The 24,349-nt window shown below is 65.5% G+C and carries 26 protein-coding genes and 1 riboswitch; of the genes, 9 read left to right on the top strand and 17 right to left on the bottom strand.

What is annotated here, in order from left to right; all coding sequences use genetic code 11:
• Positions 1 to 12: 12 nt before the first annotated feature.
• A complete protein-coding gene (gene metX / locus AB4Z51_RS24920) occupies positions 13 to 1,215 on the bottom strand; it encodes a homoserine O-acetyltransferase MetX (protein ID WP_085401943.1) in 1,203 nt (400 codons plus the stop codon).
• A 91-nt stretch (positions 1,216 to 1,306) separates the two neighbouring features.
• Positions 1,307 to 1,386: riboswitch (SAM riboswitch) on the bottom strand.
• Between the two features lie 205 nt (positions 1,387 to 1,591).
• Between metX and AB4Z51_RS24915 the strand changes: the two genes are divergently transcribed.
• Genes AB4Z51_RS24915 through AB4Z51_RS24905 form a run of 3 tightly spaced genes read left to right on the top strand, consistent with a single transcriptional unit; the run spans position 1,592 to position 4,506 of the window.
• Positions 1,592 to 2,440: a chorismate mutase gene (locus AB4Z51_RS24915; protein WP_085401942.1), complete on the top strand. Its 849-nt coding sequence runs from the start codon at positions 1,592 to 1,594 to the stop codon at positions 2,438 to 2,440.
• 36 nt (positions 2,441 to 2,476) lie between these two features.
• Positions 2,477 to 3,571, top strand: a complete 1,095-nt coding sequence (locus AB4Z51_RS24910) for a pyridoxal phosphate-dependent aminotransferase (RefSeq protein WP_441498194.1) — start codon at positions 2,477 to 2,479, stop codon at positions 3,569 to 3,571.
• Positions 3,568 to 4,506, top strand: a complete 939-nt coding sequence (locus AB4Z51_RS24905; protein WP_014491665.1) for a prephenate/arogenate dehydrogenase family protein — start codon at positions 3,568 to 3,570, stop codon at positions 4,504 to 4,506. The genes AB4Z51_RS24910 and AB4Z51_RS24905 overlap by 4 nt, the downstream gene beginning before the upstream one ends.
• A gap of 111 nt (positions 4,507 to 4,617) precedes the next feature.
• On the opposite strand, the gene AB4Z51_RS24900 is transcribed toward AB4Z51_RS24905, so the two are convergent.
• Positions 4,618 to 5,802: a DUF2125 domain-containing protein gene (locus AB4Z51_RS24900; protein WP_441498193.1), complete on the bottom strand. Its 1,185-nt coding sequence runs from the start codon at positions 5,800 to 5,802 to the stop codon at positions 4,618 to 4,620.
• Between the two features lie 110 nt (positions 5,803 to 5,912).
• Between AB4Z51_RS24900 and AB4Z51_RS24895 the strand changes: the two genes are divergently transcribed.
• Positions 5,913 to 6,524, top strand: a complete 612-nt coding sequence (locus tag AB4Z51_RS24895) for a gamma-glutamylcyclotransferase (protein WP_028147288.1) — start codon at positions 5,913 to 5,915, stop codon at positions 6,522 to 6,524.
• On the opposite strand, the gene AB4Z51_RS24890 is transcribed toward AB4Z51_RS24895, so the two are convergent.
• The 4 genes from AB4Z51_RS24890 to ftsE all read right to left on the bottom strand — a co-directional run bounded on the left by AB4Z51_RS24890 (position 6,521) and on the right by ftsE (position 9,703).
• Positions 6,521 to 7,294 carry a lysophospholipid acyltransferase family protein gene (locus tag AB4Z51_RS24890; protein ID WP_085401940.1) on the bottom strand — a complete coding sequence of 258 codons (774 nt, stop codon included), beginning with the start codon at positions 7,292 to 7,294 and terminating at the stop codon, positions 6,521 to 6,523. The genes AB4Z51_RS24895 and AB4Z51_RS24890 overlap by 4 nt on opposite strands.
• Positions 7,295 to 7,305: 11 nt before the next feature.
• Entirely contained in the window at positions 7,306 to 8,010 is a 705-nt protein-coding gene (locus AB4Z51_RS24885; RefSeq protein ID WP_085401939.1) for a YdcF family protein, read from the bottom strand.
• Positions 8,011 to 8,082: 72 nt separating this feature from the next.
• Complete coding sequence (locus AB4Z51_RS24880) at positions 8,083 to 9,051, bottom strand: cell division protein FtsX (RefSeq protein ID WP_063985782.1); 969 nt, start codon at positions 9,049 to 9,051, stop codon at positions 8,083 to 8,085.
• Positions 9,044 to 9,703, bottom strand: a complete 660-nt coding sequence (gene ftsE / locus AB4Z51_RS24875; RefSeq protein WP_014491659.1) for a cell division ATP-binding protein FtsE — start codon at positions 9,701 to 9,703, stop codon at positions 9,044 to 9,046. The genes AB4Z51_RS24880 and ftsE overlap by 8 nt, the downstream gene beginning before the upstream one ends.
• 181 nt (positions 9,704 to 9,884) lie before the next feature.
• Here ftsE and AB4Z51_RS24870 point away from each other — a divergent pair, with 181 nt between their 5' ends.
• Positions 9,885 to 10,763, top strand: a complete 879-nt coding sequence (locus AB4Z51_RS24870) for an MJ0042-type zinc finger domain-containing protein (protein ID WP_085401938.1) — start codon at positions 9,885 to 9,887, stop codon at positions 10,761 to 10,763.
• 59 nt (positions 10,764 to 10,822) lie between these two features.
• Complete coding sequence (locus AB4Z51_RS24865) at positions 10,823 to 11,197, top strand: response regulator (protein WP_028147294.1); 375 nt, start codon at positions 10,823 to 10,825, stop codon at positions 11,195 to 11,197.
• A gap of 134 nt (positions 11,198 to 11,331) precedes the next feature.
• On the opposite strand, the gene AB4Z51_RS24860 is transcribed toward AB4Z51_RS24865, so the two are convergent.
• On the bottom strand, positions 11,332 to 12,237 hold the full coding sequence (locus tag AB4Z51_RS24860) for a DUF4175 family protein (protein ID WP_071909343.1): 906 nt from the start codon (positions 12,235 to 12,237) through the stop codon (positions 11,332 to 11,334).
• 3 nt (positions 12,238 to 12,240) lie between these two features.
• Entirely contained in the window at positions 12,241 to 14,358 is a 2,118-nt protein-coding gene (locus tag AB4Z51_RS24855) for a TIGR02302 family protein (protein ID WP_085401937.1), read from the bottom strand.
• Between the two features lie 178 nt (positions 14,359 to 14,536).
• On the opposite strand from AB4Z51_RS24855, the gene AB4Z51_RS24850 reads away from it, so the two are divergent.
• Together AB4Z51_RS24850 and AB4Z51_RS24845 are read left to right on the top strand one after the other, a co-directional pair.
• Complete coding sequence (locus tag AB4Z51_RS24850; protein WP_014491654.1) at positions 14,537 to 14,920, top strand: carboxymuconolactone decarboxylase family protein; 384 nt, start codon at positions 14,537 to 14,539, stop codon at positions 14,918 to 14,920.
• 117 nt (positions 14,921 to 15,037) lie between these two features.
• The gene (locus tag AB4Z51_RS24845; protein ID WP_441498192.1) at positions 15,038 to 15,946 is read left to right on the top strand and encodes an NAD(P)-dependent oxidoreductase; all 909 of its coding nucleotides are present in this window, start codon (positions 15,038 to 15,040) and stop codon (positions 15,944 to 15,946) included.
• Positions 15,947 to 16,155: 209 nt separating this feature from the next.
• Here AB4Z51_RS24845 and lysA read toward each other — a convergent pair whose 3' ends face one another.
• The 3 genes from lysA to argH form a co-directional block, all read right to left on the bottom strand.
• A complete protein-coding gene (gene lysA / locus AB4Z51_RS24840) occupies positions 16,156 to 17,421 on the bottom strand; it encodes a diaminopimelate decarboxylase (protein ID WP_085401935.1) in 1,266 nt (421 codons plus the stop codon).
• Positions 17,422 to 17,444: 23 nt separating this feature from the next.
• Positions 17,445 to 17,738 carry an LPS translocon maturation chaperone LptM gene (gene lptM / locus AB4Z51_RS24835; protein ID WP_063985789.1) on the bottom strand — a complete coding sequence of 98 codons (294 nt, stop codon included), beginning with the start codon at positions 17,736 to 17,738 and terminating at the stop codon, positions 17,445 to 17,447.
• A gap of 93 nt (positions 17,739 to 17,831) precedes the next feature.
• Positions 17,832 to 19,229: an argininosuccinate lyase gene (argH, locus tag AB4Z51_RS24830; RefSeq protein WP_135216224.1), complete on the bottom strand. Its 1,398-nt coding sequence runs from the start codon at positions 19,227 to 19,229 to the stop codon at positions 17,832 to 17,834.
• A 109-nt stretch (positions 19,230 to 19,338) separates the two neighbouring features.
• On the opposite strand from argH, the gene tlpA reads away from it, so the two are divergent.
• Positions 19,339 to 20,004, top strand: a complete 666-nt coding sequence (gene tlpA, locus AB4Z51_RS24825; protein WP_063985791.1) for a thiol:disulfide interchange protein TlpA — start codon at positions 19,339 to 19,341, stop codon at positions 20,002 to 20,004.
• Between the two features lie 10 nt (positions 20,005 to 20,014).
• Here tlpA and AB4Z51_RS24820 read toward each other — a convergent pair whose 3' ends face one another.
• The 6 genes from AB4Z51_RS24820 to AB4Z51_RS24795 all read right to left on the bottom strand — a co-directional run bounded on the left by AB4Z51_RS24820 (position 20,015) and on the right by AB4Z51_RS24795 (position 24,127).
• A complete protein-coding gene (locus AB4Z51_RS24820) occupies positions 20,015 to 20,209 on the bottom strand; it encodes a hypothetical protein (RefSeq protein ID WP_014491648.1) in 195 nt (64 codons plus the stop codon).
• A 237-nt stretch (positions 20,210 to 20,446) separates the two neighbouring features.
• Complete coding sequence (locus AB4Z51_RS24815) at positions 20,447 to 21,328, bottom strand: 3-hydroxybutyryl-CoA dehydrogenase (RefSeq protein WP_063985792.1); 882 nt, start codon at positions 21,326 to 21,328, stop codon at positions 20,447 to 20,449.
• A gap of 210 nt (positions 21,329 to 21,538) precedes the next feature.
• Positions 21,539 to 22,483 carry an electron transfer flavoprotein subunit alpha/FixB family protein gene (locus AB4Z51_RS24810; RefSeq protein WP_063985793.1) on the bottom strand — a complete coding sequence of 315 codons (945 nt, stop codon included), beginning with the start codon at positions 22,481 to 22,483 and terminating at the stop codon, positions 21,539 to 21,541.
• Positions 22,483 to 23,232 carry an electron transfer flavoprotein subunit beta/FixA family protein gene (locus AB4Z51_RS24805; RefSeq protein WP_071909337.1) on the bottom strand — a complete coding sequence of 250 codons (750 nt, stop codon included), beginning with the start codon at positions 23,230 to 23,232 and terminating at the stop codon, positions 22,483 to 22,485. The genes AB4Z51_RS24810 and AB4Z51_RS24805 overlap by 1 nt, the downstream gene beginning before the upstream one ends.
• A 125-nt stretch (positions 23,233 to 23,357) precedes the next feature.
• On the bottom strand, positions 23,358 to 23,930 hold the full coding sequence (locus AB4Z51_RS24800) for a cob(I)yrinic acid a,c-diamide adenosyltransferase (protein ID WP_085401934.1): 573 nt from the start codon (positions 23,928 to 23,930) through the stop codon (positions 23,358 to 23,360).
• Between the two features lie 2 nt (positions 23,931 to 23,932).
• Positions 23,933 to 24,127: a twin transmembrane helix small protein gene (locus AB4Z51_RS24795; protein WP_085401933.1), complete on the bottom strand. Its 195-nt coding sequence runs from the start codon at positions 24,125 to 24,127 to the stop codon at positions 23,933 to 23,935.
• Between the last annotated feature and the right edge of the window lie 222 nt (positions 24,128 to 24,349).

Raw genomic sequence — 24,349 nt, 5'->3', positions numbered from 1 at the left:
TAGCCGTCCTTGTCAGTCAATCCTGCCGGTGAGCCCGCGCGCCTTCCCTGCCGATTGCAGGAAAGCACGGGCGATATCGAAGAATTCTGGCACGTCGAGCAGGAAGGCGTCATGGCCGCGATCGGTCTCGATCTCGGCGAACGACACCCGCGCGCTCGACGCGTTCAGCGCATGCACCAGTGCGCGCGATTCCGCGGTCGGGAACAGCCAGTCGCTGGTGAAGGAGACCACGCAGAAGCGCGTCTCGATGCCCGCGAACGCCTTCGCCAGCACGCCGCCATGGTCGCCGGCGATGTCGAAATAGTCCATCGCACGGGTCAGATAGAGATAGGAGTTGGCGTCGAACCGCTCGACGAAGGACGAGCCCTGGTAGCGCAGATAGCTCTCGACCTGGAAGTCGGCGTCGAACGAGAACGTCGGCAGCTCGCGGTCCTGCATGCGGCGGCCGAACTTGCGATGCAGCGCGGCGTCGGAGAGATAAGTGATGTGCGCGGCCATCCGTGCCACCGCAAGTCCGCGATGCGGATGGATGCCCTGATCCGTGTAGCGGCCGTTGTGCCAGTCGGGATCGGCCATCACGGCCTGGCGGCCGAGCTCGTGGAAGGCGATGTTCTGCGCCGAGTGCCGTGTCGAACAGGCAATCGCCAGCGCGGAGTACACGCGCTTGGGATAGGCCGCGGTCCATTGCAGCACCTGCATGCCGCCCATCGAGCCGCCGACCACCGCGAACAACGTGTCGATGCCGAGCCGGTCGATCAGCATCGCCTGCGCGCGCACCATGTCGGGAATGGTGATGACGGGGAAATCCAGGCCCCACACCTTGCCGGTCGCGGGATTGATCGAGGCCGGCCCGGTCGAGCCCATGCAGCCGCCGATCACGTTGGCGCAAATGATGAAGTAGTGCTGAGGATCAAGAGGTCGGCCGGGACCGACCAGCGTCTCCCACCAACCCGACTTGCCGGTGACGGGATGCACGTTGGCGACATGCTGATCGCCGGTCAGCGCATGGCAGATCAGCACCGCGTTGGAGCGATCAGCGTTGAGCTCGCCATAGGTCTGGTAGGCGATCTGGAACGGGGTGAGATCGATGCCGCAATCGAGCCGCAGCGGCTGCTCGGCGCCGAACTGCGCGACCTGCGAATTCGGATGATCCGCCTCATGCGACCGGTCGTCGGCACTGATCGCGGGACTCGGCACAGACTTGACGCCACCCATCTCTGACATCGCCCTCGTTTGCGATCAGACGTTCGATCGCAGTGACATCAGGCCATGAAAAACCCGGCCTGAACGATAGGTTCGGCCGGGATCGAAAGGGTCCCCGGCCTGTTTAGCGAGTTTTTTAACGTGGCTGCAAGCCGGCCGGCTCAAATGACCACGGAACAGGCAAAACCTACTGTCTTGGGCGGTTTTCGTCAAGTCGCGGTCCGGATTAGCCAAATTCGTCTCTGTCACATCAGCCCAAAAAGGACGTCATTTCTCTTTGCTTTCGCCGCCCCGACTGCCTAATCAGGATATCGATCGCAGCGGATCCGAACCTACCAGCTTGCCTGGCCGATCCGCATTGGAACGCCTCTCAACAGTCCAGTCAGATATGTCCCACCGTCCGCCCGCGCCACCATCGCTCCAGGAATTGCGCAAGGAGATCGACGCGATCGACGAGGGCATGCATCGTCTCCTGATGCAGCGCGGCGACATCATCGACCGCCTGATCCAGGTAAAGCAGACCCAGGAGGTCGGCTCGGCGTTCCGCCCGGCGCGCGAGGCCGCCATGATGCGTGACATCGTCCAGCGTCATCGCGGCATCCTGCCGCTCGACACGGTCGAGAGCATCTGGCGCGTCATCATCTCGACGTTCACTTACGTCCAAGCGCCGTTCTCCGTGCATGCCGACATCTCGGTGAGCGAGCCGGCGATGCGCGATTCCGTGCGCTTCCATTTCGGCTTCACGGTGCCTTACGTCGCGCATTTCAGCGCGCAGGCCGCGGTCGAAGCGGTGGCGAAGTCCAAGGGCGATCTGGCGCTGGTCTCGGCGACCTCGAGCCGCACGCCATGGTGGCTGGAGCTGGAAGCGGACGGCGCACCGAAGATCATCGCGCGGATGCCCTTCGTCGAGCGCGCCGACCATCCGGCCGCGCTGCCGGTGTTCGCGATCTCCCGCGTCGCCGACAGCGCCGTGGTGACGGAGGTCGAGACCTTCAGCGTGCGCGTGTCCGGGTGGAACGCCGAGGTCGCGCGGGCGCTGTCGCCGCTCGCCGAGATCGTGGCAGTGCCCGATACCGCCTTCGACGGCGCAGCGCTGCTGGTCTCGGTCACGAGCGCGACCAGCATCGACAAGATCAAGGCTGCCCTGATCGAAGCGGGGGCCTCGGTGCGCTCCACGGCCCTCGTCGGCAGCCACGCAACGCGCTATACGGTGCCCTCGACCGGGTCGAAATCGTAGATCGCGAACCGCCTAAAGCTACTTCCGGAGTTGAAGATGTCCCGCCCCGTGCCGAATCCCGGCATTCTCGATATTGCGCCCTACACGCCCGGCAAGAGCCCGGTGGCTGAGCCGGGCCGCAAGGTGTTCAAGCTCTCGGCCAACGAGACGCCGTTCGGGCCCTCGCCCAAGGCGATCGAGGCGTTCAGGAACGTGGCGGCGCATCTGGAAGACTATCCGGAAGGAACCTCGCGCGTGCTGCGCGAAGCGATCGGGCGCTCTTTCGGGCTCGACCCCAACCGCATCATCTGCGGCGCCGGCTCGGACGAGATCCTCAATCTGCTCGCCCACACCTATCTCAGCCACGGCGACGAGGCGATCTCGACCACGCACGGCTTCCTGGTCTACCCGATCGCGACCATGGCGGTCGGCGCCAAGAACGTGGTCGCGCAGGAGACCAACCTCACCTGCAATGTCGACGCCATCCTCAAGGCGGTGACGCCGAAGACAAAGCTGGTCTGGCTCGCCAATCCCAACAATCCGACCGGCACCTATGTGCCGTTCGACGAGGTCAAGCGGCTGCGCGCCGGCCTGCCGTCGCACGTGCTGCTGGTGCTCGATGCCGCCTATTCCGATTACGTCTCGCGCAACGACTACGAGATGGGGATCGAGCTCGTCGCCACCACCGAGAACACCGTGGTGACGCACACCTTCTCCAAGATCCACGGCCTCGCCGCGCTGCGCGTCGGCTGGATGTTCGGTCCGGAGCACATCATCGACGCGGTCAACCGCATCCGCGGTCCCTTCAACGTGTCGACACCGGCGATGTATGCCGCGGTCGCAGCGATCGAGKACACTGCGCACCAGGCGATGTCGAAGCAGTTCACCGAGACCTGGCGCAACTGGCTCTCCGAGGAGATCGGCAAGCTCGGACTGAAGGTGACGCCCGGCGTCGCCAATTTCGTGCTGATCCACTTCCCGGAAAATGGCAAGACCGCGGACGAGGCCGACGCGTATCTTACCAAGCGCGGGCTGGTGTTGCGCGCGCTGAAGAACTACCGCCTGCCGCATTCGCTGCGCATGACCATCGGCACCGAGGAGGCCAACCGCCTCGTCGTCGAGGGCCTGCGCGACTTCATGGCCGGCAAATGAGCACCACACCGCACTTCCAGCGCGTTGCGCTGATCGGCTTCGGCCTGATCGGCGGCTCGATCGCGCGCGCTGCGAAGCTCCAGGGCTTGGCCTCCGAGATCGTCACCACCGCGCGCTCGGAGAAGACGCGCGCGCGGGTGCTGGAGCTCGGCATCGTCGACCAGGTCGTGGCGACCAATGCGGAAGCGGTGAAGGATGCCGATCTCGTCATCCTCTGCATTCCCGTCGGCGCCTGCGGGCCGGTGGCGCAGGAGATCGCTGCGCATCTCAAGCCGGGCGCGATCGTCTCCGACGTCGGCTCGGTCAAGGGCGCGATCGTCAGGGACATGGCGCCGCATCTGCCGAAGACCATTCATTTCGTGCCCGCGCATCCCGTCGCCGGCACCGAGCATTCGGGTCCCGATTCCGGTTTCGCCGAGCTCTTCATCAACCGCTGGTGCATCCTGACGCCGCCGGAAGGCGTCGATGCGGCGGCCACCGATCGTCTGCGCGCGTTCTGGGCGGCGATGGGCGCCAAGGTCGAGATCATGACGCCGGATCATCATGATCTCGTGCTCGCGATCACCAGCCACCTGCCGCATCTGATCGCCTACACCATCGTCGGCACCGCCGACGAGCTGGCGCAGGTGACGGAGTCCGAGGTCATCAAGTTCTCGGCCGGCGGCTTCCGCGACTTCACCCGCATCGCAGCGTCCGACCCGACGATGTGGCGCGACGTCTTCCTCGCCAACAAGGAAGCCGTGCTGGAGATGCTCGGCACCTTCACCGAGGATCTCGCCAAGCTCACCCGCGCGATCCGGCGCGGCGACGGCGAGGCGCTGTTCGACCACTTCACGCGCACGCGCGCCATCCGCCGCGGCATCGTCGAGATCGGCCAGGATTCGGCAGCGCCGGATTTCGGCCGGCCGCATGCGCAGCTCGGCAAGAAGCCGTAGCACCCCTCTCGCCTTCGTCATTGCGAGGAGCGTAGCGACGAAGCAATCCAGACTGTTTCCGAAGAGGAAGAGAAAGTCTGGATTGCTTCGCTTCGCTCGCAATGACGGGGATCAATACAGCGGCGGGATCTGCCCGACCTTGACCGGGCCGAGCAGCACGGCACCGTCGACGAACTTCAGCGGGAAGCTCCTCGCCTTCTTGCCTTCAAGCGTGCTCTCGGTGCCGATCGAATTGATGCCGGCCGCAACGCCGGCATTGGCGTTCTGCTTGATGACCTTGCCGAGGCCGGGAACGGCGCGGTCGAGGGCGCCGAACAGATTGTTGAGGTCCTGCGACTTCACGCCCGGCGCAACGCGGTCGAGGGTTGCCTGCGGCACCCCCTCCTCCAGCATCTTCTCGATGCCGAGCGCCGGGATCACGCGCTCGAGGCCGGTCACGGTCATCTGCAATTCGCCGTCGAGTCGGCCATTGGCCGAGAGGCCGAGCGTGCCGGYCGCAACCGCGATCATCTCGCCCTGCTGGACGCGCGACTGCACGATCTCGATGTGACCGCCGGCGGCCTGGATCTCGCGGAAGCGTTGCGGCCACGGCTTTGGGGTGAGGTCGGAGAGGCCCGTGATCTTCGCACGCGTATCCGCCTCGAACGGCTCGGCGAGCAAGGGATGAACGCCCTGGATGCTGCCCTGCGCGACGTGCAGCACGGTCTCGATCACAGGATGATCCGACCGCGACCCGTCTGCGAGGCGACCGTGCAGCTCGACCTGCTTGGCGCGCGCGAGCGGCACCTGCACGCTGCCGTCGAGACGATTGATGACGGGATCGTCGAACACGATGGAGGCGCGATCCGGCACCGCCGGCAGGCCGAACACGCTGCTGCGGCCCTTGCTCCAATTCACCACGAAGGTGTTTTGCGTGACGCCGTCGGTGAGCGTCGCCGGCGCGGAGAATTCGGCGATGACGCGCTTGGGATCGTAGACCTGGGCGACGACCAGGATGTTGTCGAGCTTCGCCGTGAACGGCGTCTTGCTGGCGTTCTGCGACACCAGGGCGACGCTGGCGCCGGAGCACTGGACCTCGAAGCGGAACGGGAAGCCGGCGATCGAGCGCTTGGCGCAATCATAGATGCGGCCGGACTTGGCCTCCTGCGCCCGCCAGGCGTCTGCGGCGATTTCGGCCTGCGAGGCCGCATAGAACCAGAAACAGCTCCACGCGACGGCGAGGATCAGGAGGATAATGGGGGCGATGAAAAGGCCCCAACGGGGGCGGCGGCCTGTGGCAACGGTCATATCTGACATGCGGCGACCCTTTGACCCCAGATTTTGTCAAATGTAAGCGGGGTTCGGCCGCGCCGAAAGGCCGAGAATTCGCTTCGCTTGGGGGCGTCGTTCTGGTAGCCGTGCCCGAAATGTCGGAAATCACCCTCCCCTCCGTCACCACAGCCAAGGGCGACCTCTGGGTGTTCGGCTATGGCTCGCTCATGTGGCGGCCGGGCTTCGAATTCAGGGAACGCGTCCCGGCGCGGCTGGTCGGCGAGCACCGCGCGCTGTGCGTCTATTCCTTCGTGCATCGCGGCACGCCGGAGCAGCCGGGCCTGGTGCTCGGGCTCGACCGCGGCGGCGCCTGCCGCGGCATTGCTTTTCGCGTCGCCGAGAAGGACCGCGCCGACGTCGTCGCCTATCTGCGGGCGCGCGAGCAGGTCACCTCCGTCTATCGCGAGGTGATGCGCTCGGTGTGGCTTGAGAACGATGCGCGACAGCGCGTCTCCGCGCTCGCCTATGTCGTCGATCGCGGCCACGTCCAGTATGCCGGCCGGCTGTCGCTCGCCGACCAGCATCGCCATGTCGTCCAGGGTCATGGCCAGTCCGGCGCCAACCGCGACTACGTGACGGCAACGGTGAAGGCGATCGAGGCCGAAGGTTTTCGCGACACGCAATTGCATCAGCTCGCGACCATGCTGCACGGTGATGCGCATTCGCTGCACGCGCCGGCTCCCGCAGAAGATCGAGAGAACCGCTAGCTCTGCGACGGCGCGTAGCTCGGCGACGAGCCGATCAACTGCTCCTGCTCTTTCCGGCCCGCTTCGACGAGGCGGCCGGTCGCGTCTTCGATGGCGGTTTGCACGCGCGAGAGAAACTCGTCTTTCGGAAGGCCTGATGGCAGCGGATCGAGGAACTCGACCACCAGCGTGCCGGGATAGCGCATGAAGGTGCGGCGCGGCCAGAACAGGCCGGAATTGAGCGCGATCGGCAGGCACCGCACGCCGCAGGACGAATAGATCTGCGCAAAGCCGGTCTTGTAATCGGGCGCGGCGCCGGGCGCCCGGCGTGTGCCTTCCGGAAAGATCACGAGCTGCCCGCCTGCGCGCACCGCGTCGCGCGCCCGCCGCGTCATGTCCAGCAGCGCCTTCACGCCGGCCTTGCGGTCGATCGCGATCATTCCGGTCTTGACCAGGAACTGGCCGAAGACCGGGATCTGCATGAGCTGACGCTTGAGGATGAAGATCGGACGGTTGAAGAAGCCCGGCAGCACGAACGTCTCCCAGAACGACTGATGCTTCGCCGCGATCACCAGTGGCCCTGCCGGAATCTTCTCCAGCCCACGGAATTCGACCTTGATGTTGCAGATCACGCGCATCAGGAACAGCGTCGCCTTCGCCCACCATTGCGCGATCGTCAGCATGGCGCGCGGCGGCAATGCGAAGGTCGGCAGCGCCACGATCGCGAGGCATACGAGCACGGCGTAGAACAGCACGTTGAACAGGAGCGAGCGCAGGAAAATCAAAAACATCGATGGTCCGATCAATTGGCCTGTGCCGTGGCGGGCCGCTTCGGCGCCACGCCAGCAGGCTGCTCCGACATCTCGGGGGAAAGGTCAATCCCGAAATCCTCCAGCCGCACCCTCAGCTCGGCGGCGATGTACTTGACGTATTCGGACAAGAGCAGCCGCAAGGTGGAGGCCGAGGTCCACCACGGCTCCTCACGCCATTTTTCGCCGACCACCGCGAACGGGATCAGCGTGGTCTCGGGCATCGCATGCGAGAACTCCACCAGCGCGCGCGGCATGTGATAGTTCGAGGTGACGACGATCAGCGATCTGAAGCCGCGCCCCTCGGCCCAGCGCCGCGCTTCCGCCGCGTTGCCGCGGGTCGAGACCGCAGTGCGGTCGAGATCGACACAGCAATGCATGAAGGACTGGTTCTCCGGCAGCGTCCGGGAAATGTCGCTCGCCGTCGAGGTCGGGTGCACGCCGGAGATCAGGAGCCGCTTGCCGTAGCCGGCCGCCAGGAGCTCCATCGCATCCGACACCCGCGAGGAGCCGCCGGTCAGGACCACGATGCCGTCCGCCTTGCGGTCCGGCGCGATCTCGGCGCCGCGCAATTGCGCCAGGAAGGCGATGAAGCCCGCCGCCGCGCCGACGAAGACGAACGCGATCGTCGATACCAATGCCGCGCGCAGCCAGCCGCGCGGCAATTTCGGCGATCGATCGTCGGTCGGCAAGGTCATATGATGTCGGTGATCCCTTCCCCGGATGATTTTAGGACGTTTTGAGGCGAAGTGGAGTCCGGTTTATCGGGCTCAATCGACATCATTCAGCGTCGCGAACAGCGTCTGGCGCGAAGCAACCGCGGTGATGGCGCCGATCAGCACCGCCTGCACCGCGAGCACGATGTAGCCCGACGGCCGCAGCGAAAAGGTGCCGAGCAGAGCTGCGAACTGGTCGCCGACGGGGGTCCCGGAAAACCAGCCGGCGATCGACTCGGAGAAGCCGAACACCAGCATGGCGGCGCCGCCGCCGATCACGCCACCCTCCAGGCCCAGCCTGAGGAAGTGACGCAGGAAGCGGTTGGCGATGTAACGGTCGCCGGCACCGACGAAATGCAGGACCTCGACGATCGGTTGGTTCGCCGCCATGGCGCCGCGGGTCGCGAACGAGACCGAGATGATGGTCGCGATGATGACGAGGGCGAGGATACCGATGCCGGCGAGCACGGTGGCGTTGGTCATCGAGCGCATCCGCTCGATCCAGGCGCGGTGATCGTCGACGCTGGCGCTTGGGGCGGCCTGGGTCACGCGCGCGCGCAAGGCGCCGAGATCGAGCGGCGTGCCGGGCTGCACGCGCGCGATGATCATCCGCGGCACCGGCAAATCGTCCATCGACAGGCCGGTGCCGAGCCAGGGCTCGAGCAGCTTGCCGCTCTCGTCCTTGGTGAACGGCTTGACCTCGATGATGCCGGCCTGCGCGCGGATGGCCTCCGTCACTGCCGCCGTGTCGCGATCGAGATCGCGGCCGGTCTGCGGGCGGACCTGGATGGTGATTTCGCTTGCAACGTCCGACTGCCATTCCGCGGCGGAGGCACTGACGAGCAGCACCGTGCCCGTGGTCATCGAGGCGAGGAAGGTCATGATGGCGACGACGGCAACCAGCGCGCGGCCGTGGATCGAGGCGCGCGGCACGATCGGCGACATGTTGCGCGCCTTGGGCGGAAGCTGCGGACGCTCCTGTCCGAGATCTACCAGCACGCCGCGGTCGTCGGGCCTACTCATAGACGTGCAGCCGCCCCTGGTGCAGCACGAAGCGTCGCGCCTCGTACTGGTCCATCAGGCCGATGTCGTGGGTGGCGATGATGACGGCGGTGCCTGATTTGTTGAGCTCGATGAACAGCCTCAGCAGCCGGCGGCCGAGCGTCGGATCGACGCTGCCGGTCGGCTCGTCGGCGAGCAGGAGTTGCGGCCGCGAGATCACGGCGCGCGCGATCGCCGCGCGCTGCTTCTCGCCGCCGGACAGGATCGGCGGCAGCGCGTCCATGCGGTCACCGAGGCCGACCCAGCGCAACAGGTCGATCACCTCCTTGCGATAGCTCGACTCGCTGCGGCCCATGACGCGGAACGGCAAGGCGACGTTCTCATAGGTCGTCATGTGGTCGAGCAGGCGGAAGTCCTGGAGCACGATTCCGATGCGCTTGCGCAAATCCGCGATCTCGTCCTTGCCGAGCTGMGAGATGTCGTGGCCGAACAGGTTGACGAGGCCGCGCGTCGGCCGGTGCGACAGGAACAGCAAACGCAGCAGCGAGGTCTTGCCGGCGCCGGACGGGCCGGTGAGAAACTGGAAGGAATGCGCCGGAATCTCGAAACTGAGGTCGCGCAGAATCTCCGGCCCCAGTCCGTAACGCAATCCGACATTTTCGAACCGAACCAAGCTCAGCTCCGTTCGAGAGGGGGCGCGGGCCGCGCTGCTGCGCTCCGCCACACGCGATCAACGGGTTTTGCGACCGTTATGGTTTCCGGTTCGTTAACGGTCGCTCTGTAGCATCTGGGATGCCCGGTTCTCCGCGACCGAAGCATCGTCAAGACCAGTCCGTGCATCAAGGCTCGTGTCCATGCATATCGTCTGCCCCCATTGTACGACATCCTACGCCATCAAGCCCGCGAGCCTGGGGGCGAACGGACGAACGGTCCGCTGCTCCCGCTGCAAGGAGACCTGGGTCGCCTATGCCGAGGATGCCATCGAGGAGGCGTCCGTCCCGGCCATGGCGGCCGCCAGCCAGGCCGACGACCAGTCCGACCTCGCCGATCAGTGGAACTCCTACGCCAGGGACGACGGCGCCGCTGACACGCCTGTCGTCGACAGCCCCTCGATCGCCAGCGACTGGCCGGCCGAGGACGCCCAGGCGACCGAGGACGAATGGTCAGCGGCGGCCCGCGCCGCCGAGGATGACGTCGTCGGCGCGCAGCACCAGTCTTGGTTCCGCAGCCTGTTCAGCCGCCGCGGGGCGCGGGTGAGGCGTCAGGCCCCCACCGAGGCTCCGCGAAAATCCCATTTCGGTCTGCCGACCGCCTGCGCCGCCATGGGCGCGCTGGTGCTGGCGCTGGTCATCTGGCGCGGCGACATGGTCCGACTGCTGCCGCAGACGGCGGCGTTCTACAAGATGGTCGGACTCGAAGTTAATTTGCGCGGGCTGGCGTTCAAGGACGTCAAGCTCTCCAGCGAGACCGTGGACGGTAAGCAGGTGCTGGTGATCGAGGGCGTGATCGTGGGTCAAAGCAAGAAGCCGCTCGATATCCCGCGGCTGCGCTTTGCGGTGCGCGACGCGCAGGGAGCGGAAATCTACGCCTGGAACACCGTGCTGGAGCAGACCGTGCTGCAGCCGGGTGAGCGCGCCTTCTTCCGCTCGCGCCTGGCCTCGCCGCCGCCGGAGGGTCGCAATATCGACGTTCGCTTCTTCAACCGGCGCGACATTGCCGGCGGCAGCGTATAATCGATTTTGCATATCCCGCACGGGAGGCTGGTCCCAAGATTGGTCTCAAGGTTGGTCTCATGCCGAAAATCCTGATCGCCGACGACGAGGACTCGATGCGCCAGCTGGTTGCGCGCGCTATCGCCATGGACGGCCACGAGACCGTCACCGCGCAGGACGGCGCCGAGGCGCTGGAAATCCTGACCCGCGAGAACGGCGCGTTCGATCTCCTGCTCACCGACATCCAGATGCCGGTGATGGACGGCATCGCGCTGGCGCTCTCCGCCGCGCGCGATTTCCCCGACCTGACCATTTTGCTGATGACCGGCTTTGCCGACCAGCGCGAGCGCGCCTCGAATTTGAATGCGCTGGTGCATGACGTCGTGACCAAGCCGTTCTCGGTGGCCGACATCCGTACGGCGGTCGCGGACGCGCTGGCAGCGAAGAAGGCGTAGCGGCACGGCGTATTCCGCTGTCATGCCCCGGCCTTGACCGGGGCATCCAGTACGCCGCGGCCTCTCATTCAATCACAACCGTTTCTGGAATACTGGATCGCCCGCCTGCGCGGGCGATGACACCGAGTGTGACGTCAAAAATCCTTCAGCAGACGCTCGAGGTAATCGAGCTCGATCTGCGGACGCGCGGGATCGCTCAGGCGGCGGCGGAGCTCTTCGAGGATGCGGCGCGCGCGCTGGGCATCGATCTCGCCGGGAATCTTGACCGTGTAGTCGTCGCTGTATTCCTTGCCGCGCAGTGGCCGGCCCAGCGGGTCGGTCCGTTCGCCGCCGCTCTGCTGGCGGCCGACAGCCTGACCGGGGCCGTCACCGTCGCCCGGATCCTGGCCTTCGCCGTTCTGCTGCCCGCCGAGCGCGTCGGCGAGATCCTGCATGCCCTTGCGCAGGGCGTCGATGGCCTTGCCCTGCGATGCCGTCGCACCGTCGGCATCGCCCTCGCCGATCTGATTGCCGGCATCTCCCATGGCGTTCTCGGCGGCGTCGAAGCCGTCATCGCCATCCTGGTCGCCGTCCTGACCCTGACCTTGGCCCTGCTGACCTTGTTGGCCCTGCTGCCCCGGCTGTTTCTGCCCGCGCTGGCCTTTCTGGCCATCCTGCTGCAAGCCCATCTCGGCGAGCTTCTTCTTGAGGGCCTCCAGCCGCTTCTTCAATTGCTCCTGCCGGCCCTGCGTATCCTGCGACCCTTCGCGCGACGCCGAGGGATCGTTCGGATCGGGATAGAGATACTTCTCCATGTCCCGGATCGCCCGGGACTGCTGGCCAATGCTCTCGTCCGAGTTCTTGTCCTTCAGGTTGTCGGCGGATTGCTTCATCGACCGCTCGGCGCTGTCGAGCAGTGCATCCAGACTCTTTTGGTCGGCGCGCGACGACTGGGCGAGGCCAATCGAAGCCGTGGAACAGGACAGCATAAGCACGAGACAAGCCGTGGCGAGCCTTCCGCGCGCGACCTTGCCGTTCTGCCAGATTGAGGTGTGTTTCATGAGCTATCTCGCTCCCTGGGATTCACGCCAGGTCCTGAGCTCTTCGCGCAAGGCGTCCTGCTGCCTTGCCAGGTCCTCCAGCTGATCGCTGGTCGCGCCGCGCGTCTTCTGCCGCAGCTCTCTCGATTTGCGCAGGATCTCCGCAACCTTGGGCGGCAGAGGCTTGGTACGTTGGCCGCGCTTGGAGTCCTTGCTCTGCCGGTCGGTTTCGTCGCGAAGCGCGTTCTGCTCCCGGAGCAGGTCGTTCAGCTCGCGCGCAATCTCGTCCATCTCTTTCTGCTCGGCGCTGGGCGGCCCCGGAGGATTTTCCAGCGCGCGGGCCAGGCGGTCCAGCTCGCGCGCCGCCGCTTCGCGATTGCCGCGCTGGATCAGCCGCTCGATGCGCTTCATCTGGTCGTCGAGGCCGATGGCCGGCCGCGCCAGCGGATTGCTGCGCATCTGCTGCGCGTACTGGCGCATGTAATTGTCGAGCGCGGTCCGCAGATTGTCCATGAGCTTCTTGAGCTCTTCGTCGCTGGCGCCGCGCTGAAGCGCCTGCTTGAGTGCGTCCTGCGCCGCGCGCAACGCCTTGGCGACGTCGCTGATGTTGCCGTCCTCGATCGTCACCGCAAGCGCCCACAGGCTCGCCACGACCTCACGCAGGGAATCGTCGGTGCGCGCCGCCTCGAGCTGGCGTGCGACGCTGTGCAGACCGAGATACTGCCCGGCTTCCGGCGTGAACATCTCGGGCGCGATCATCAGCGCGTCGAGCGCGGCGTAGACGTCGGAATTCTTGTTGGCGTCGAGCGCGAGGATGCGGCGCTGCTCGATCAGCGCGCGGGCGAGCGGCTTGGTGAACAGCCGGCCCGGCAAGCGCATGTTGAAGGGCTCGCTCTTCGCCTCGTTGCCGGCCTCGTCCTTGGCGGTGAGCGTCAGCGTCACGTCCGCACCGGAATAAGGATCCTCGCTGAGGTCCTTCACGGTCTGGCCGACGCCGTTGCGGGTCCGCGCATTGGGCAGGGTCAGCGCGAATTGCGGCGGCTGGAACAGCGGCCGCGCGGCCTTGCCGTCCGCGTCCTTGGTTCCGTCCTTGTCTTCGGTTGCGCGCGGAACGAATTGCGCGGCGGCGCCCGTGACGCCGTAATCGTCCTCGATCTTGTAGGAGAGCTGCAACGCGCCGTAGGCCTGACGCTCGGGATCCTTGGCGAGCGCGATCGTCGGCGGGCGGTCGGGCGTCGCCGCGAAGGCCCATTGCGGCTGGCCGGAGGGCGCGCGGACATGCGCGGTGCCGTCGCCGGTGATGGTAAAATGCTTCTCGTTGGTACCCTTCGGCGCGGCCTCGCTGGGCGCAACCTCCTTGAGGCCGCCGGAGGTGACGACATCGAGGCTGCTACCGGAGGAGCGCACGATCAGGGTCGAGCCGGCCGGAACTGCGAGTGGGCCGCTGGCAGGCAGCGCTGCGGCCTCCTTGTTGGCGGCCGACAGGATGACCGGCGGCTTGCCGGTGTAGAGCGGCGGGGTGATCCAGGCATCGACGCGGACGTTGGTCGGCGCCAGCACGCCGTTCCAGTCGAACGCGGCACCCAACCGCATCGCGCGTTCGTCGCCGGCGGCGAAGAAGGTCGCGACCAGCATCACCATGACCAGCGCGCGTAGCGCCCAGGGATCGTGCAGGGCGAGGCGCGGATGCGGCAAGCCGGCACGGATGCGCTTGAGCGAAGCCAGCGTGCGCTCGCGCTGCGCCTGCCACAGCGCCAGCGCAACCGGGTCTTTCGAGCTCAGCGTGTCCGTCAGCGTCGTCGCCGGGCGGTGACGGATACCGGAGCCACGGTCGAGCCGGCTCAGAGCCTCGTCGCGGCCCGGCCAGCGGAAACGAAGCAGCGGGACCAGAGCGGCGATTGCGGCGCCGGCAAAAACCACGAGACCGATGGCACGGATGACGGACGGCAGCGCCAGCCAGAGGCCGGCCCACGACACCACAAGGAACAGGCCAACGACAGTCAACACCCGCGCCAGATGTGGCCAGGCACGTTCCCACGCGATGGCATAAATAGCCCGATCGAGGGCCTGCGTCAGCTTCAGCCGCGACAGAGCGTCGCCATCGCGGATCGGGTCTGACGGGTCGGGGGTGACGCCGTTCAATCAATTCTCCAGGTTGCCCGGTAGAGAAGCGTATCACAACGGCAGCACTGAGGCATCCGTTCCGGTACGGGAGAGACCCCTTTTCCCGCATAACACGAGGACGTGACTGGCCGGGCGCAACCCCGTAATTTCCACGCGCCATTCCCAAGGGAAACGCAAGGGAAATAGAGGGAACGCCATGGACAAGAAGATGCACGACAAGGGCCTGGAAGTCCGCAAAGCGGTGCTGGGCGAGGCCTATGTCAACAATGCCCTGAAGAACGTCGACGATTTCAACCGTCCGTTCCAGGAGATGCTCAACGAATATTGCTGGGGCACCGTGTGGGGCCGCGAGGAGCTGCCGCGCAAGACCCGCAGCATGCTCAACATCGCCATGATCGCGATCCTCAACCGCCAGCACGAGTTTCGCGCGCATCTCAAGGGCGCGCTGACCAACGGCGTCTCCCGCGACGAGATCCGCGAGATCCTGATGCAGGTCGCGATCTATGGCGGCATGCCGGCCGCAGTCGACAGCTTTCGCATCGCGCGCGAGGTGTTCGCGGAGATCGACGGCAAGGCGTGAGGCCGACCTCTCTCCGCCGTCGTCCCGGGGGGTGCCGAGCGCGAGCCCGGGACGACGAGCGGAGAATGATCGCCGTTTCACATCCAACGAACAACGAAGAAGAAAGAAGGAAACACCATGCACATCGGATTCATCGGCCTCGGAAACATAGGTTTCCCGATGGCGCGGCGGCTGATCGAGGCGGGGCACAAGCTCGTCGTGTTCGACACGCGCAAGGAGGTCGTCGACAAGCTCGTGGCGCGCGGTGCCACCGCTGCAACCTCGCCGAAGGACGTTGCCGACCAGGTCGAGACGGTCATGGCGAGCCTGCCCTCGCTGCAGGCGTCGCTCGAGGTCGCCACGGGAGCAAACGGCGTGATCGAAGGGAGCCGCGCCAGACGCTTCATCGATCTCTCCACCGTCGGCTCGACGATGGCGGCGAAGATCCACGGCCTGCTGGCAAAACGCGACATCGTGCAGATCGACTGCCCCGTCTCCGGCGGCGTCGGCGGCGCCGAGAAGGGCACCCTGGCGGTGATGGTCTCAGGGCCCAAAGCCGAGTTCGAGCTGCTCAAGCCCGCGCTCGACGTGATCGGAAAAGTGTTCTTCATCGGCGAGAAGCCGGGCGCGGCGCAGACCATGAAGCTCGCCAACAATTTCCTGTCGGCGACCGCGATCGTGGCGACCTCGGAAGCGGTGGTGATGGGCGTCAAGGCGGGGCTCGATCCCGCCGTGATGATCGACGTCATCAATGCCGGCTCCGGCATGAACACCGCGAGCCGCGACAAGTTTCCGCGCTCGGTTTTGCCGCGAACGTTCGACTTCGGCTTCGCCACCGGATTGATGGTGAAGGACGTGCGGCTGGCGCTGGAGGAGATGAAGTCGCTCGGCCTGTCGATGGAGGTCGCGGACGCGGTCGGACGGCTATGGGAGACCGTAATCAGCGCGGAAGGCGCCGAGTCCGATTTCACCGCGGCGATCAAGCCGATCGAGAAGAAGGCGGGGGTTGTGGTTGGCGGCGCGAAAGGTGGATTGGCCGGGAAGTAGCGCCACACACTCAGCTCGTCGTCCCGGGGCGCGCGAAGCGCGAGCCCGGGACCCATAACCACAGGCTGATATGGTAACGGGGACTCGGAGTTACAGCTTAGCCAAACAACCACTTCTTGTGGTTATGGGTCCCCGCCCCCCGTGCGCAATTGCGCACTAGGCGGGGACGACAGCGAGGATGAGGCGCGGCCTTACCGCCCCTCAATCCCTCACAACCACGGCGCCGGCGTGTCCATCGCGATCAGCTGCTCGACCTCGATACGCGGGCGCACCACGGCGTATTGATCGCCCTTCACCAGCACTTCCGGCACCAGCGCCCGCGTGTTGTAGGTGCCGGCCTGCACCGCGCCATAGGCGCCCGCGGTCATGATGGCGATGAGATCGCCAGGCTTCGGCGTCGGCAGCGTGCGATCCAGTGCGAGATAGTCGCCGGTCTCGCAGACCGGGCCGACGACGTCGGCCATGATCGTGGCGGCGCCCGCGGCCGGCTGCGTCACCGGCAGAATGTCGTGATGCGCCTCGTACAGCGTCGGGCGGATCAAATCGTTCATGGCGGCGTCGATGATGACGAAATTCTTGCCGTCGCCGTGCTTCACATAGATCACCCTGGCGACCAGGATGCCGGCATTGCCGACGATCATGCGGCCCGGCTCGAACATCAGCGTGCAGCCGAGATTGTGGCTGACGCGCTTGACCATGGCGGCATAGGCGTCGGGCGCCGGCGGCGCCTCGCGGTCCATGTAATAGGGAATGCCGAGGCCGCCGCCGAAATCGACATGCGAGATGTTGTGGCCGTCGCTGCGCAGCGTCTGCACGAATTCGGAGAGGATACGGAACGCGGTCTCCATCTTGGAGAGATCGGTGATCTGGCTGCCGATATGCACGTCGGTGCCTGTGACCTCGATGCCCGGAAGTTTTGCAGCGCGCGCATAGACCTCGCGGGCATAGGCGATCGGAATACCGAACTTGTTCTCGGACTTGCCGGTCGAGATCTTGGCATGCGTGCCGGCATCGACGTCGGGATTGACGCGCACAGAGATGCGCGCGGTCTTGCCCATCTCGGTCGCAAGCCGCGACAACAGCTCGAGCTCGGGCTCGGATTCGACGTTGAGGCAGAGGATGTCGGTGGCCAGCGCGGCACGTAATTCGGTTTCGGTCTTGCCGACGCCGGAGAACAGGATCTTGCTGGCGGGGATGCCGGCGGCCAGCGCGCGCTTCAATTCGCCGCCGGAGACCACGTCGGCGCCGGCCCCGAGCTTGGCCAGCGTGCGCAGCACCGACTGGTTGGAATTCGCCTTCATGGCGTAGCAGACCAGCACCTTCTCGCCGGCGAAGGCGTCGGCGAAGACGCGGTAGTGCCGCTCGAGCGTCGCGGTCGAATAGCAATAGAACGGCGTACCGACGGTTGCGGCCAGCTCGGACAGGTTCACGGCCTCGGCGTGCAGCACGCCGTTGCGATAGTCAAAATGGTTCATGGCGTCGGCTCAGCTATCCCGGCTCATTTTTTGCCGGGAGGTTCGTCCAGGAGCGGGTCGAGGATAAACGATTTCTTCTTGCCCTTGGCGGCGGCAGGCGCTGCGTCCGCACCGTAGCCGGGATTGAACACGCTCGGCGTCCTCTGGGCTTCGGTCTCGGTGTCGGTTGGAGCTGCGACATTGGCCGTGGATGCACTGGAGGCGGTCGGCGGCAGATCCAGCGGGCCCTTGCGGCCGCAGCCGGCAAGCGCGAGCGCCGTCAGGCTCAAGACAATGATGGCCCACCCCGAGCCGGCCGGGCGAAACTTTGACGTCACGACGAAATCCCCACTACGCGGGCCGCACCATACAGAGATTGGCACGCTCTGGCGAGAGCCGGATGACCATGAAACATAAGCGAAATTTTGCCCTCAGCCCAATTTTCGCTCTTTTTCCAGCCGCTTCGCCCAGGCCTTGGCCTGCGACGCCACGTTCTTCGGCGCGGTGCCGCCGTAGCTGGTCCGGCTCTTCACCGACGATTCGACCGAGAGCACGCCGAGCACGTCCTTGGTGATTTTTGGCTCGATCGCCTGCATCTCCTTCAGTGGCAGCTCGTGTAGCGCCACGCCGCCCTCGGCGGCCTTCGCCACGATACGGCCGGTGACGTGGTGGGCGTCGCGGAACGGCATCTTCAGCGTCCGCACCAGCCAGTCGGCAAGGTCGGTCGCGGTGGCATAGCCCTCGCCCGCCGCCGCCCTCATCTTCGCTTCGTCGGGCACGAGATCGCGGACCATGCCGGTCATGGCGCGGATCGCGAGCGACAGGGCAGCAAAGCCCTCCATCGCGCCCTGCTTGTCCTCCTGCATGTCCTTTTGATAGGCGAGCGGCAGGCCCTTCATCACGATCAGGAGGCCGTTGAGCGCGCCGATGACGCGGCCGGTCTTGGCGCGCACGAGCTCGGCGGCATCCGGGTTGCGCTTCTGCGGCATGATCGAGGATCCCGTGGTGAACTTGTCGCTGAGGCGGATGAGACCGACCAGCGGCGAGGTCCAGATCACGATCTCCTCGGCAAAGCGCGACATGTGCACGGCGCAGATCGAGGCCGCCGACAGCGTCTCCAGCACGAAGTCGCGATCGGAGACCGCATCGAGGGAATTCGCCATCGGGCGGTCGAAACCGAGCGCCTTCGCGGTGGCGTGGCGATCGATCGGGAACGAGGTGCCGGCGAGCGCGGCGGCGCCGAGCGGCGATTCATTGAGCCGCTTGCGGGCGTCCTGGAAACGACCGCGGTCGCGCGCGGCCATCTCGACATAGGCAAGCAGATGATGGCCGAAGGTCACGGGCTGCGCGGTCTGCAGATGCGTGAAGCCGGGCATGACGGTCGCGGCATGTTCGAGCGCGCGATTGACGAGCGCGGCCTGGAATGCGGCGAGCGCGGCATCGGTCTCGTCGAGAACGTCGCGGACATAGAGACGGAAATCGGTCGCAACCTGGTCGTTGCGCGAACGCGCGGTGTGCAGCCGGCCGGCGGCGGGGCCGATCAGCTCGGACAGGCGGCTCTCGACGTTCATATGGATATCTTCGAGCGCGCGCTTGAACGTGAAGCCGCCCTTGCCGATCTCTGACAAAATCGTGTCTAGACCCTTGCCGATATTTTTCGCATCAGAGCCCGTGATGATGCCCTGCGCGGCAAGCATCGCGGCGTGCGCCTTGGATGCGGCAATGTCCTGGGCAAAGAGGTGACGATCGACGTCGATGGAGACGTTGATCTCTTCCATGATCTCATCGGGGCGCTCCGAGAACCGGCCGCCCCACATCTTGTTGCTCATGATCCCCTGCTCACGCCTTGCTTGCCGCTGCTGCCGCACGTTTGCTGGCCGGAGCCAGCCGTATTAAGAGGCCCCTGATAGCCATATCTGCGACCGGATGACAAACGATATGCTCGACAAGACGCCCTCCGCCACGCGCCGGATCCCCCTCGTCATCGCCACTGTGGCGATCGGGGGGCTGGCCGGCTTCGCCGCGCTGTACGGGCTGGGCCTGAACCGGGCGCCCTCAGGCGATCCGGCCTGCCGGGCCGCGGTGGCAACGGCGCAAAAAATCGCTCCCCTCGCCCATGGAGAATTGGCCGCCCTGACCGTGGCGAGCGCGCCGCTAAAACTGCCCGACCTGGTCTTCGAGGACGCTGACGGCAAGCCGAAGAAGCTGTCCGATTTCCGCGGCAAGACGCTGCTGGTCAACCTCTGGGCCACCTGGTGCGTGCCCTGCCGCAAGGAAATGCCGGCGCTGGACGAGCTCCAGGGCAAGCTTTCGGGCCCGAATTTCGAGGTGGTGGCGATCAACATCGACACCCGCGACGCCGAGAAGCCCAAGACGTTCCTGAAAGAGGCCAATCTGACCCGGCTCGGCTATTTTAGCGATCAGAAAGCCAAGGTTTTCCAGGATCTTAAAGCCATAGGCCGGGCCCTGGGCATGCCGACCTCGGTGCTGGTCGACCCGCAGGGCTGCGAGATCGCGACGATCGCGGGGCCGGCGGAATGGGCGAGCGAGGACGCGCTCAAGCTGATCCGGGCTGCGACGGGCAAGGCCGCCGCGTCGCTCTAGGCGGTGTGTCTTAAGCGGTGACGTTGAGGTTGCCGCCGACGCCGGCGCCGACATTGGCGAGCGAGGGCTGACCAGCGCCGAGCAGCGTCAGGACGGTGGATTTTTCCGCGTCCGCATTCTGCTTCATCAGCGTCGCCGTGATATTCGACTGCAGCGCGCCTTGCTGAGCGGCCAGCATGGTGCTGACCATCGCCATCATGTCCATTACGCAAACCCTCTTACCGGGCGCAGCCTAGGGGCGATGGGTTAATGCGACATGAATTGTCACGGTGCGGATGCGCGGCCGGAGGGCGAGAGCGCCGTAGGGTGGGCAAAGCGGCTTGTCCGCCGTAGCTCGAAGAGCGAAGGCGGAAGCGTGCCCACCAATTTCCACCGCATCATTGGAGAGATGGTGGGCACGGCGCTTTGCGCCTTTGCCCACCCTACGGCACCGGAAATTGGATCAGCGCGTCGGAACCGGCTTGGCGCCGCGGTAGTCGTAGAAGCCGCGCTGGGTCTTGCGACCGAGCCAGCCGGCCTCGACGTATTTCACCAGCAGCGGGCACGGGCGATATTTGGAGTCGGCGAGGCCCTCATGCAGCACCTGCATGATCGACAGGCAGGTATCGAGGCCGATGAAATCGGCGAGCTCGAGCGGGCCCATCGGATGATGCGCGCCAAGCTTCATCGCCGCGTCGATGGCCTCGACATTGCCGACGCCTTCATACAGCGTGTAGATCGCCTCGTTGATCATCGGCAGCAGGATACGATTGACGATGAAGGCCGGGAAATCCTCGGAGACCGCGACCTGCTTGCCGAGCTTGGAGACGAATTCCTTGGACGCCTCGAAGGTCTGGTCGTCGGTGGCGATGCCGCGGATCAGCTCGACCAGCTCCATCAGCGGCACCGGATTCATGAAGTGAATGCCGATGAAGCGCTCGGGCCGGTCGGTGGCGGCGGCTAGCCGCGTGATCGAGATCGAGGAGGTATCGGAGGCGACGATCGCCTCCGGCTTCAGCACCGCGCAGAGCTCGTGGAAGATCTTGCGCTTGACCTCTTCCTTCTCGACCGCGGTCTCGATCACGAGGTCGCAATCGGCGAGGTCGTCGAGCTTCTCGGCGAGCTTGATGCGCGCCATCGCCTTGGTCTTGTCGTCCTCGCTGACGGCCTTCTTGGAGACCTGGCGCGCCAGATTGCCATTGATGGTGGCCATGCCCGACTTGAGCCGGTCGGCCGAGACGTCGTTGAGCACCACGTCGAAACCGGCCAGCGCCGCGACATGCGCGATGCCATTGCCCATCTGACCCGCGCCGATCACGCCGACCTTCTTGATCACTGCCGCCATAATGTCATCCACCGGAACGGCGCGCAGATCGCGCCTGCCTCATCCCCCGAGCCGGGAGGTCCGATTTAATCAGAAACTCGATTAGATCAGAATCCTGGCTCGAAACCTAGATTGGATCGCTTCCCCGGCGTGCCCCACGCCAAAGAAAACGCCTTGAAAAAGAAAAACCGGCCGGAGTGTACCACTCCGGCCGGTGTTTTTAGCGCGTTTTTACTTGCCGAGCTTGGCGAGCGCTTCGGTGAGCTCAGGAACCGCCTGGTAGAGGTCGGCGACCAGGCCGTAATCGGCGACCTGGAAGATCGGCGCGTCCTCGTCCTTGTTGATCGCGACGATCACCTTGGAGTCCTTCATGCCGGCCAGATGCTGGATCGCGCCGGAAATGCCCACCGCGACATAGAGCTCGGGGGCCACCACCTTGCCGGTCTGGCCGACCTGCCAGTCGTTCGGCGCATAGCCGGCATCCACCGCCGCGCGCGAGGCACCGACGCCGGCACCGAGCTTGTCGGCGAGCGGCTCGATGTACTTGGCGAAGTTCTCGCGGCTCTGCATGGCACGGCCACCGGAGACGATGATCTTGGCCGAGGTCAGCTCGGGGCGGTCGCTCTTGGCGACTTCCTCGCCGACGAAGGACGACAGGCCCGGATCGGCCGCCGCAGCGACGTTCTCGACGGCGGCGCTGCCGCCTTCACCCGCCGCCGCAAAGGTCGAGGTGCGCACCGTGATGACCTTCTTGGCGTCCTTCGACTTCACCGTCTGGATGGCGTTGCCGGCATAGATCGGGCGCTCATAGGTGTCGGGGGCGACCACCTTGGTGATCTCGGAGACCTGCATGACGTCGAGCAGGGCTGCGACACGCGGCATCACGTTCTTGAAGCGCGAGGTCGCGGGCGCGACGATCGCGTCATAGCCGGAAGCCAGCGAGACGATCAGCGCGGCCAGCGGCTCGGCAAGATCGTGGGCGTAGGTCTCGCCCTCGGCAAGCAGCACCTTCTTCACGCCGGCAAGCTTGGCGGCGGCATCCGCCGCAGCCTTGGCGTTCTGGCCGGCCACCAGCACGTCGACATCCGCGCCGAGTGCGGCAGCCGCGGTCAGGGCCTTGTTGGTCGCGTCCTTCAGCGACGCATTGTCGTGTTCGGCAATCAGAAGCGTCGTCATCAGAGCACCCCGGCTTCGTTCTTGAGTTTCGACACCAGCTCGGCGACGTCCTTGACCTTGACGCCCGCCTTGCGGCCCGCCGGCTCCGTCGTCTTGAGAACCTCGAGACGCGCGGCGACGTCGACGCCGTAATCGGCGACGGTCTTCTCCGCGATCGGCTTCTTCTTGGCCTTCATGATGTTGGGCAGCGAGGCATAGCGCGGCTCGTTGAGACGGAGATCCGTGGTGACGATCGCCGGTCCCTTCAGCTTGACGGTCTGCAGACCGCCGTCGACTTCGCGGGTGACCTTGAAGTCAGAACCTTCGACCTCGAGCTTCGAAGCAAACGTCGCCTGCGACCAGCCGAGCAGCGCGGCCAGCATCTGACCGGTCTGGTTGCTGTCGTCATCGATCGCCTGCTTGCCGAGAATGATCAGGCCGGGCTGCTCTTCGTCGGCGATCTTCTTCAGAATCTTCGCGACCGCGAGCGGCTCGACGGTGCCATCAACCTTCACCAGGATGCCGCGGTCGGCGCCCATGGCGAGACCGGTGCGGATCGTCTCCGAGGCCTGCGCCGGTCCAATGGAAACCACGACGACCTCGGTGGCCTTGCCGCCTTCCTTCAGGCGCAACGCTTCCTCGACCGCGATTTCGTCGAACGGGTTCATCGACATCTTCACGTTGGCGAGTTCAACGCCCGATCCATCGCCCTTGACGCGGACCTTGACGTTGTAATCAACCACCCGCTTTACCGGCACCAAGACCTTCATCGATCCTCTTTCACTCAATTTGGGAGGGGGGTTATCAACTGGCGCGGAACCTAAAGGCCTGATCCGGCCCGGTCAACGCGCGACAGGGCCAAATTTTAGACCTTAGAAATATYGACCTCAATGGGTCAGCGATTCTGGCCCGGAACCCAGAGCACGTCGCCGGCACCATTATCGTTGGCGGCACGGCTGGCAACGAACAGGAAGTCCGACAGGCGGTTCATATACTGGATGCCAGCAGCGCCCACGGGCTCGCCGGGCCGGGCCGCCAGTTCCACCATCACGCGTTCCGCCCTGCGGCAAATCGTACGGGCAACGTGGAGGTAGGCGGCGGCCGGCGTGCCGCCCGGCAGCACGAAGGAGGTGAGCGGCGCCAGCTTGTCGTTGAGCGCGTCGATGTCGCGTTCGAGCCGCTCGACCTGGCTTGCCACCACCCGCAGCCGCTCGGCCTTGCCTTCACGCTCGGGCACCGCGAGGTCCGCGCCGAGGTCGAACAGATCATTCTGGATGCGGCCGAGCATCGCGTCGAACTCGGACATGTCATGGGTGTGGAGCCTGACAACGCCGATCGCGGCATTGGTCTCGTCCACGGTGCCATAGGCTTCGATGCGCAGATCGTATTTCGGACGGCGCTCGCCCGTTCCGAGCGCCGTCGTGCCGTCGTCACCGGTCTTCGTATAGATGCGATTCAGCGTGACCATTTTTAACGCCCCATCGCCCAGACCGAGAGCATGGCAATCACGATCGCCACGAACTGAAGCAGCACGCGCCAGCGCATCAGCTTCTGCGAGGTGTTTGGCGAGCCGCCGCGCATCATGTTGACGAGACCGAGCAGCAGCACCACCGCCACGGCGCCGGCCGCTACCGGCAGGATGAAAGTACTCAGGAGAGATGCCATTTGGGGTAGATAACACCGTGCTTGCGGATGCGCCATGGTGCCGCGGCAGCCGCCGCCGTCATTCCGGGGCGATGCGAAGCATCGAGCCCGGAATGACGGCGGGGGCGCTTCGCGATCTGGCTTTTAGGTCAATAATATCAGATGGTAGTGCGATGATTTCTGGTCTGCGCCAATTGCCCGGCTTTTTCGCCTCTCCCCGCGCACGGGGCGAGCGAGCGGCAC

This window comes from Bradyrhizobium sp. 2TAF36, assembly GCF_052114925.1.
GTDB classification, from domain to species: Bacteria; Pseudomonadota; Alphaproteobacteria; order Rhizobiales; family Xanthobacteraceae; genus Bradyrhizobium; species Bradyrhizobium barranii.
Note: the sequence above shows the minus strand (reverse complement) of the source record. Positions and strands in the feature narration are given on the sequence as shown.

What these genes read in the sequence shown, in the direction of transcription:
- AB4Z51_RS24915 (WP_085401942.1), top strand. Translation starts at nt 1,592, where the DNA reads ATGTCCCACCGTCCGCCCGCGCCACCATCGCTCCAGGAATTGCGCAAG.
- lysA (WP_085401935.1), bottom strand. Translation starts at nt 17,421, where the DNA reads ATGAACCATTTTGACTATCGCAACGGCGTGCTGCACGCCGAGGCCGTG.
- AB4Z51_RS24810 (WP_063985793.1), bottom strand. Translation starts at nt 22,483, where the DNA reads ATGACGACGCTTCTGATTGCCGAACACGACAATGCGTCGCTGAAGGAC.
- AB4Z51_RS24850 (WP_014491654.1), top strand. Translation starts at nt 14,537, where the DNA reads ATGGACAAGAAGATGCACGACAAGGGCCTGGAAGTCCGCAAAGCGGTG.
- AB4Z51_RS24865 (WP_028147294.1), top strand. Translation starts at nt 10,823, where the DNA reads ATGCCGAAAATCCTGATCGCCGACGACGAGGACTCGATGCGCCAGCTG.
- AB4Z51_RS24895 (WP_028147288.1), top strand. Translation starts at nt 5,913, where the DNA reads ATGTCGGAAATCACCCTCCCCTCCGTCACCACAGCCAAGGGCGACCTC.
- AB4Z51_RS24820 (WP_014491648.1), bottom strand. Translation starts at nt 20,209, where the DNA reads ATGGACATGATGGCGATGGTCAGCACCATGCTGGCCGCTCAGCAAGGC.
- argH (WP_135216224.1), bottom strand. Translation starts at nt 19,229, where the DNA reads ATGAGCAACAAGATGTGGGGCGGCCGGTTCTCGGAGCGCCCCGATGAG.
- tlpA (WP_063985791.1), top strand. Translation starts at nt 19,339, where the DNA reads ATGCTCGACAAGACGCCCTCCGCCACGCGCCGGATCCCCCTCGTCATC.
- AB4Z51_RS24890 (WP_085401940.1), bottom strand. Translation starts at nt 7,294, where the DNA reads ATGTTTTTGATTTTCCTGCGCTCGCTCCTGTTCAACGTGCTGTTCTAC.
- AB4Z51_RS24805 (WP_071909337.1), bottom strand. Translation starts at nt 23,232, where the DNA reads ATGAAGGTCTTGGTGCCGGTAAAGCGGGTGGTTGATTACAACGTCAAG.
- AB4Z51_RS24880 (WP_063985782.1), bottom strand. Translation starts at nt 9,051, where the DNA reads ATGAGTAGGCCCGACGACCGCGGCGTGCTGGTAGATCTCGGACAGGAG.
- AB4Z51_RS24885 (WP_085401939.1), bottom strand. Translation starts at nt 8,010, where the DNA reads ATGACCTTGCCGACCGACGATCGATCGCCGAAATTGCCGCGCGGCTGG.
- AB4Z51_RS24795 (WP_085401933.1), bottom strand. Translation starts at nt 24,127, where the DNA reads ATGGCATCTCTCCTGAGTACTTTCATCCTGCCGGTAGCGGCCGGCGCC.
- metX (WP_085401943.1), bottom strand. Translation starts at nt 1,215, where the DNA reads ATGGGTGGCGTCAAGTCTGTGCCGAGTCCCGCGATCAGTGCCGACGAC.
- AB4Z51_RS24860 (WP_071909343.1), bottom strand. Translation starts at nt 12,237, where the DNA reads ATGAAACACACCTCAATCTGGCAGAACGGCAAGGTCGCGCGCGGAAGG.
- AB4Z51_RS24870 (WP_085401938.1), top strand. Translation starts at nt 9,885, where the DNA reads ATGCATATCGTCTGCCCCCATTGTACGACATCCTACGCCATCAAGCCC.
- AB4Z51_RS24815 (WP_063985792.1), bottom strand. Translation starts at nt 21,328, where the DNA reads ATGGCGGCAGTGATCAAGAAGGTCGGCGTGATCGGCGCGGGTCAGATG.
- AB4Z51_RS24905 (WP_014491665.1), top strand. Translation starts at nt 3,568, where the DNA reads ATGAGCACCACACCGCACTTCCAGCGCGTTGCGCTGATCGGCTTCGGC.
- AB4Z51_RS24800 (WP_085401934.1), bottom strand. Translation starts at nt 23,930, where the DNA reads ATGGTCACGCTGAATCGCATCTATACGAAGACCGGTGACGACGGCACG.
- AB4Z51_RS24845 (WP_441498192.1), top strand. Translation starts at nt 15,038, where the DNA reads ATGCACATCGGATTCATCGGCCTCGGAAACATAGGTTTCCCGATGGCG.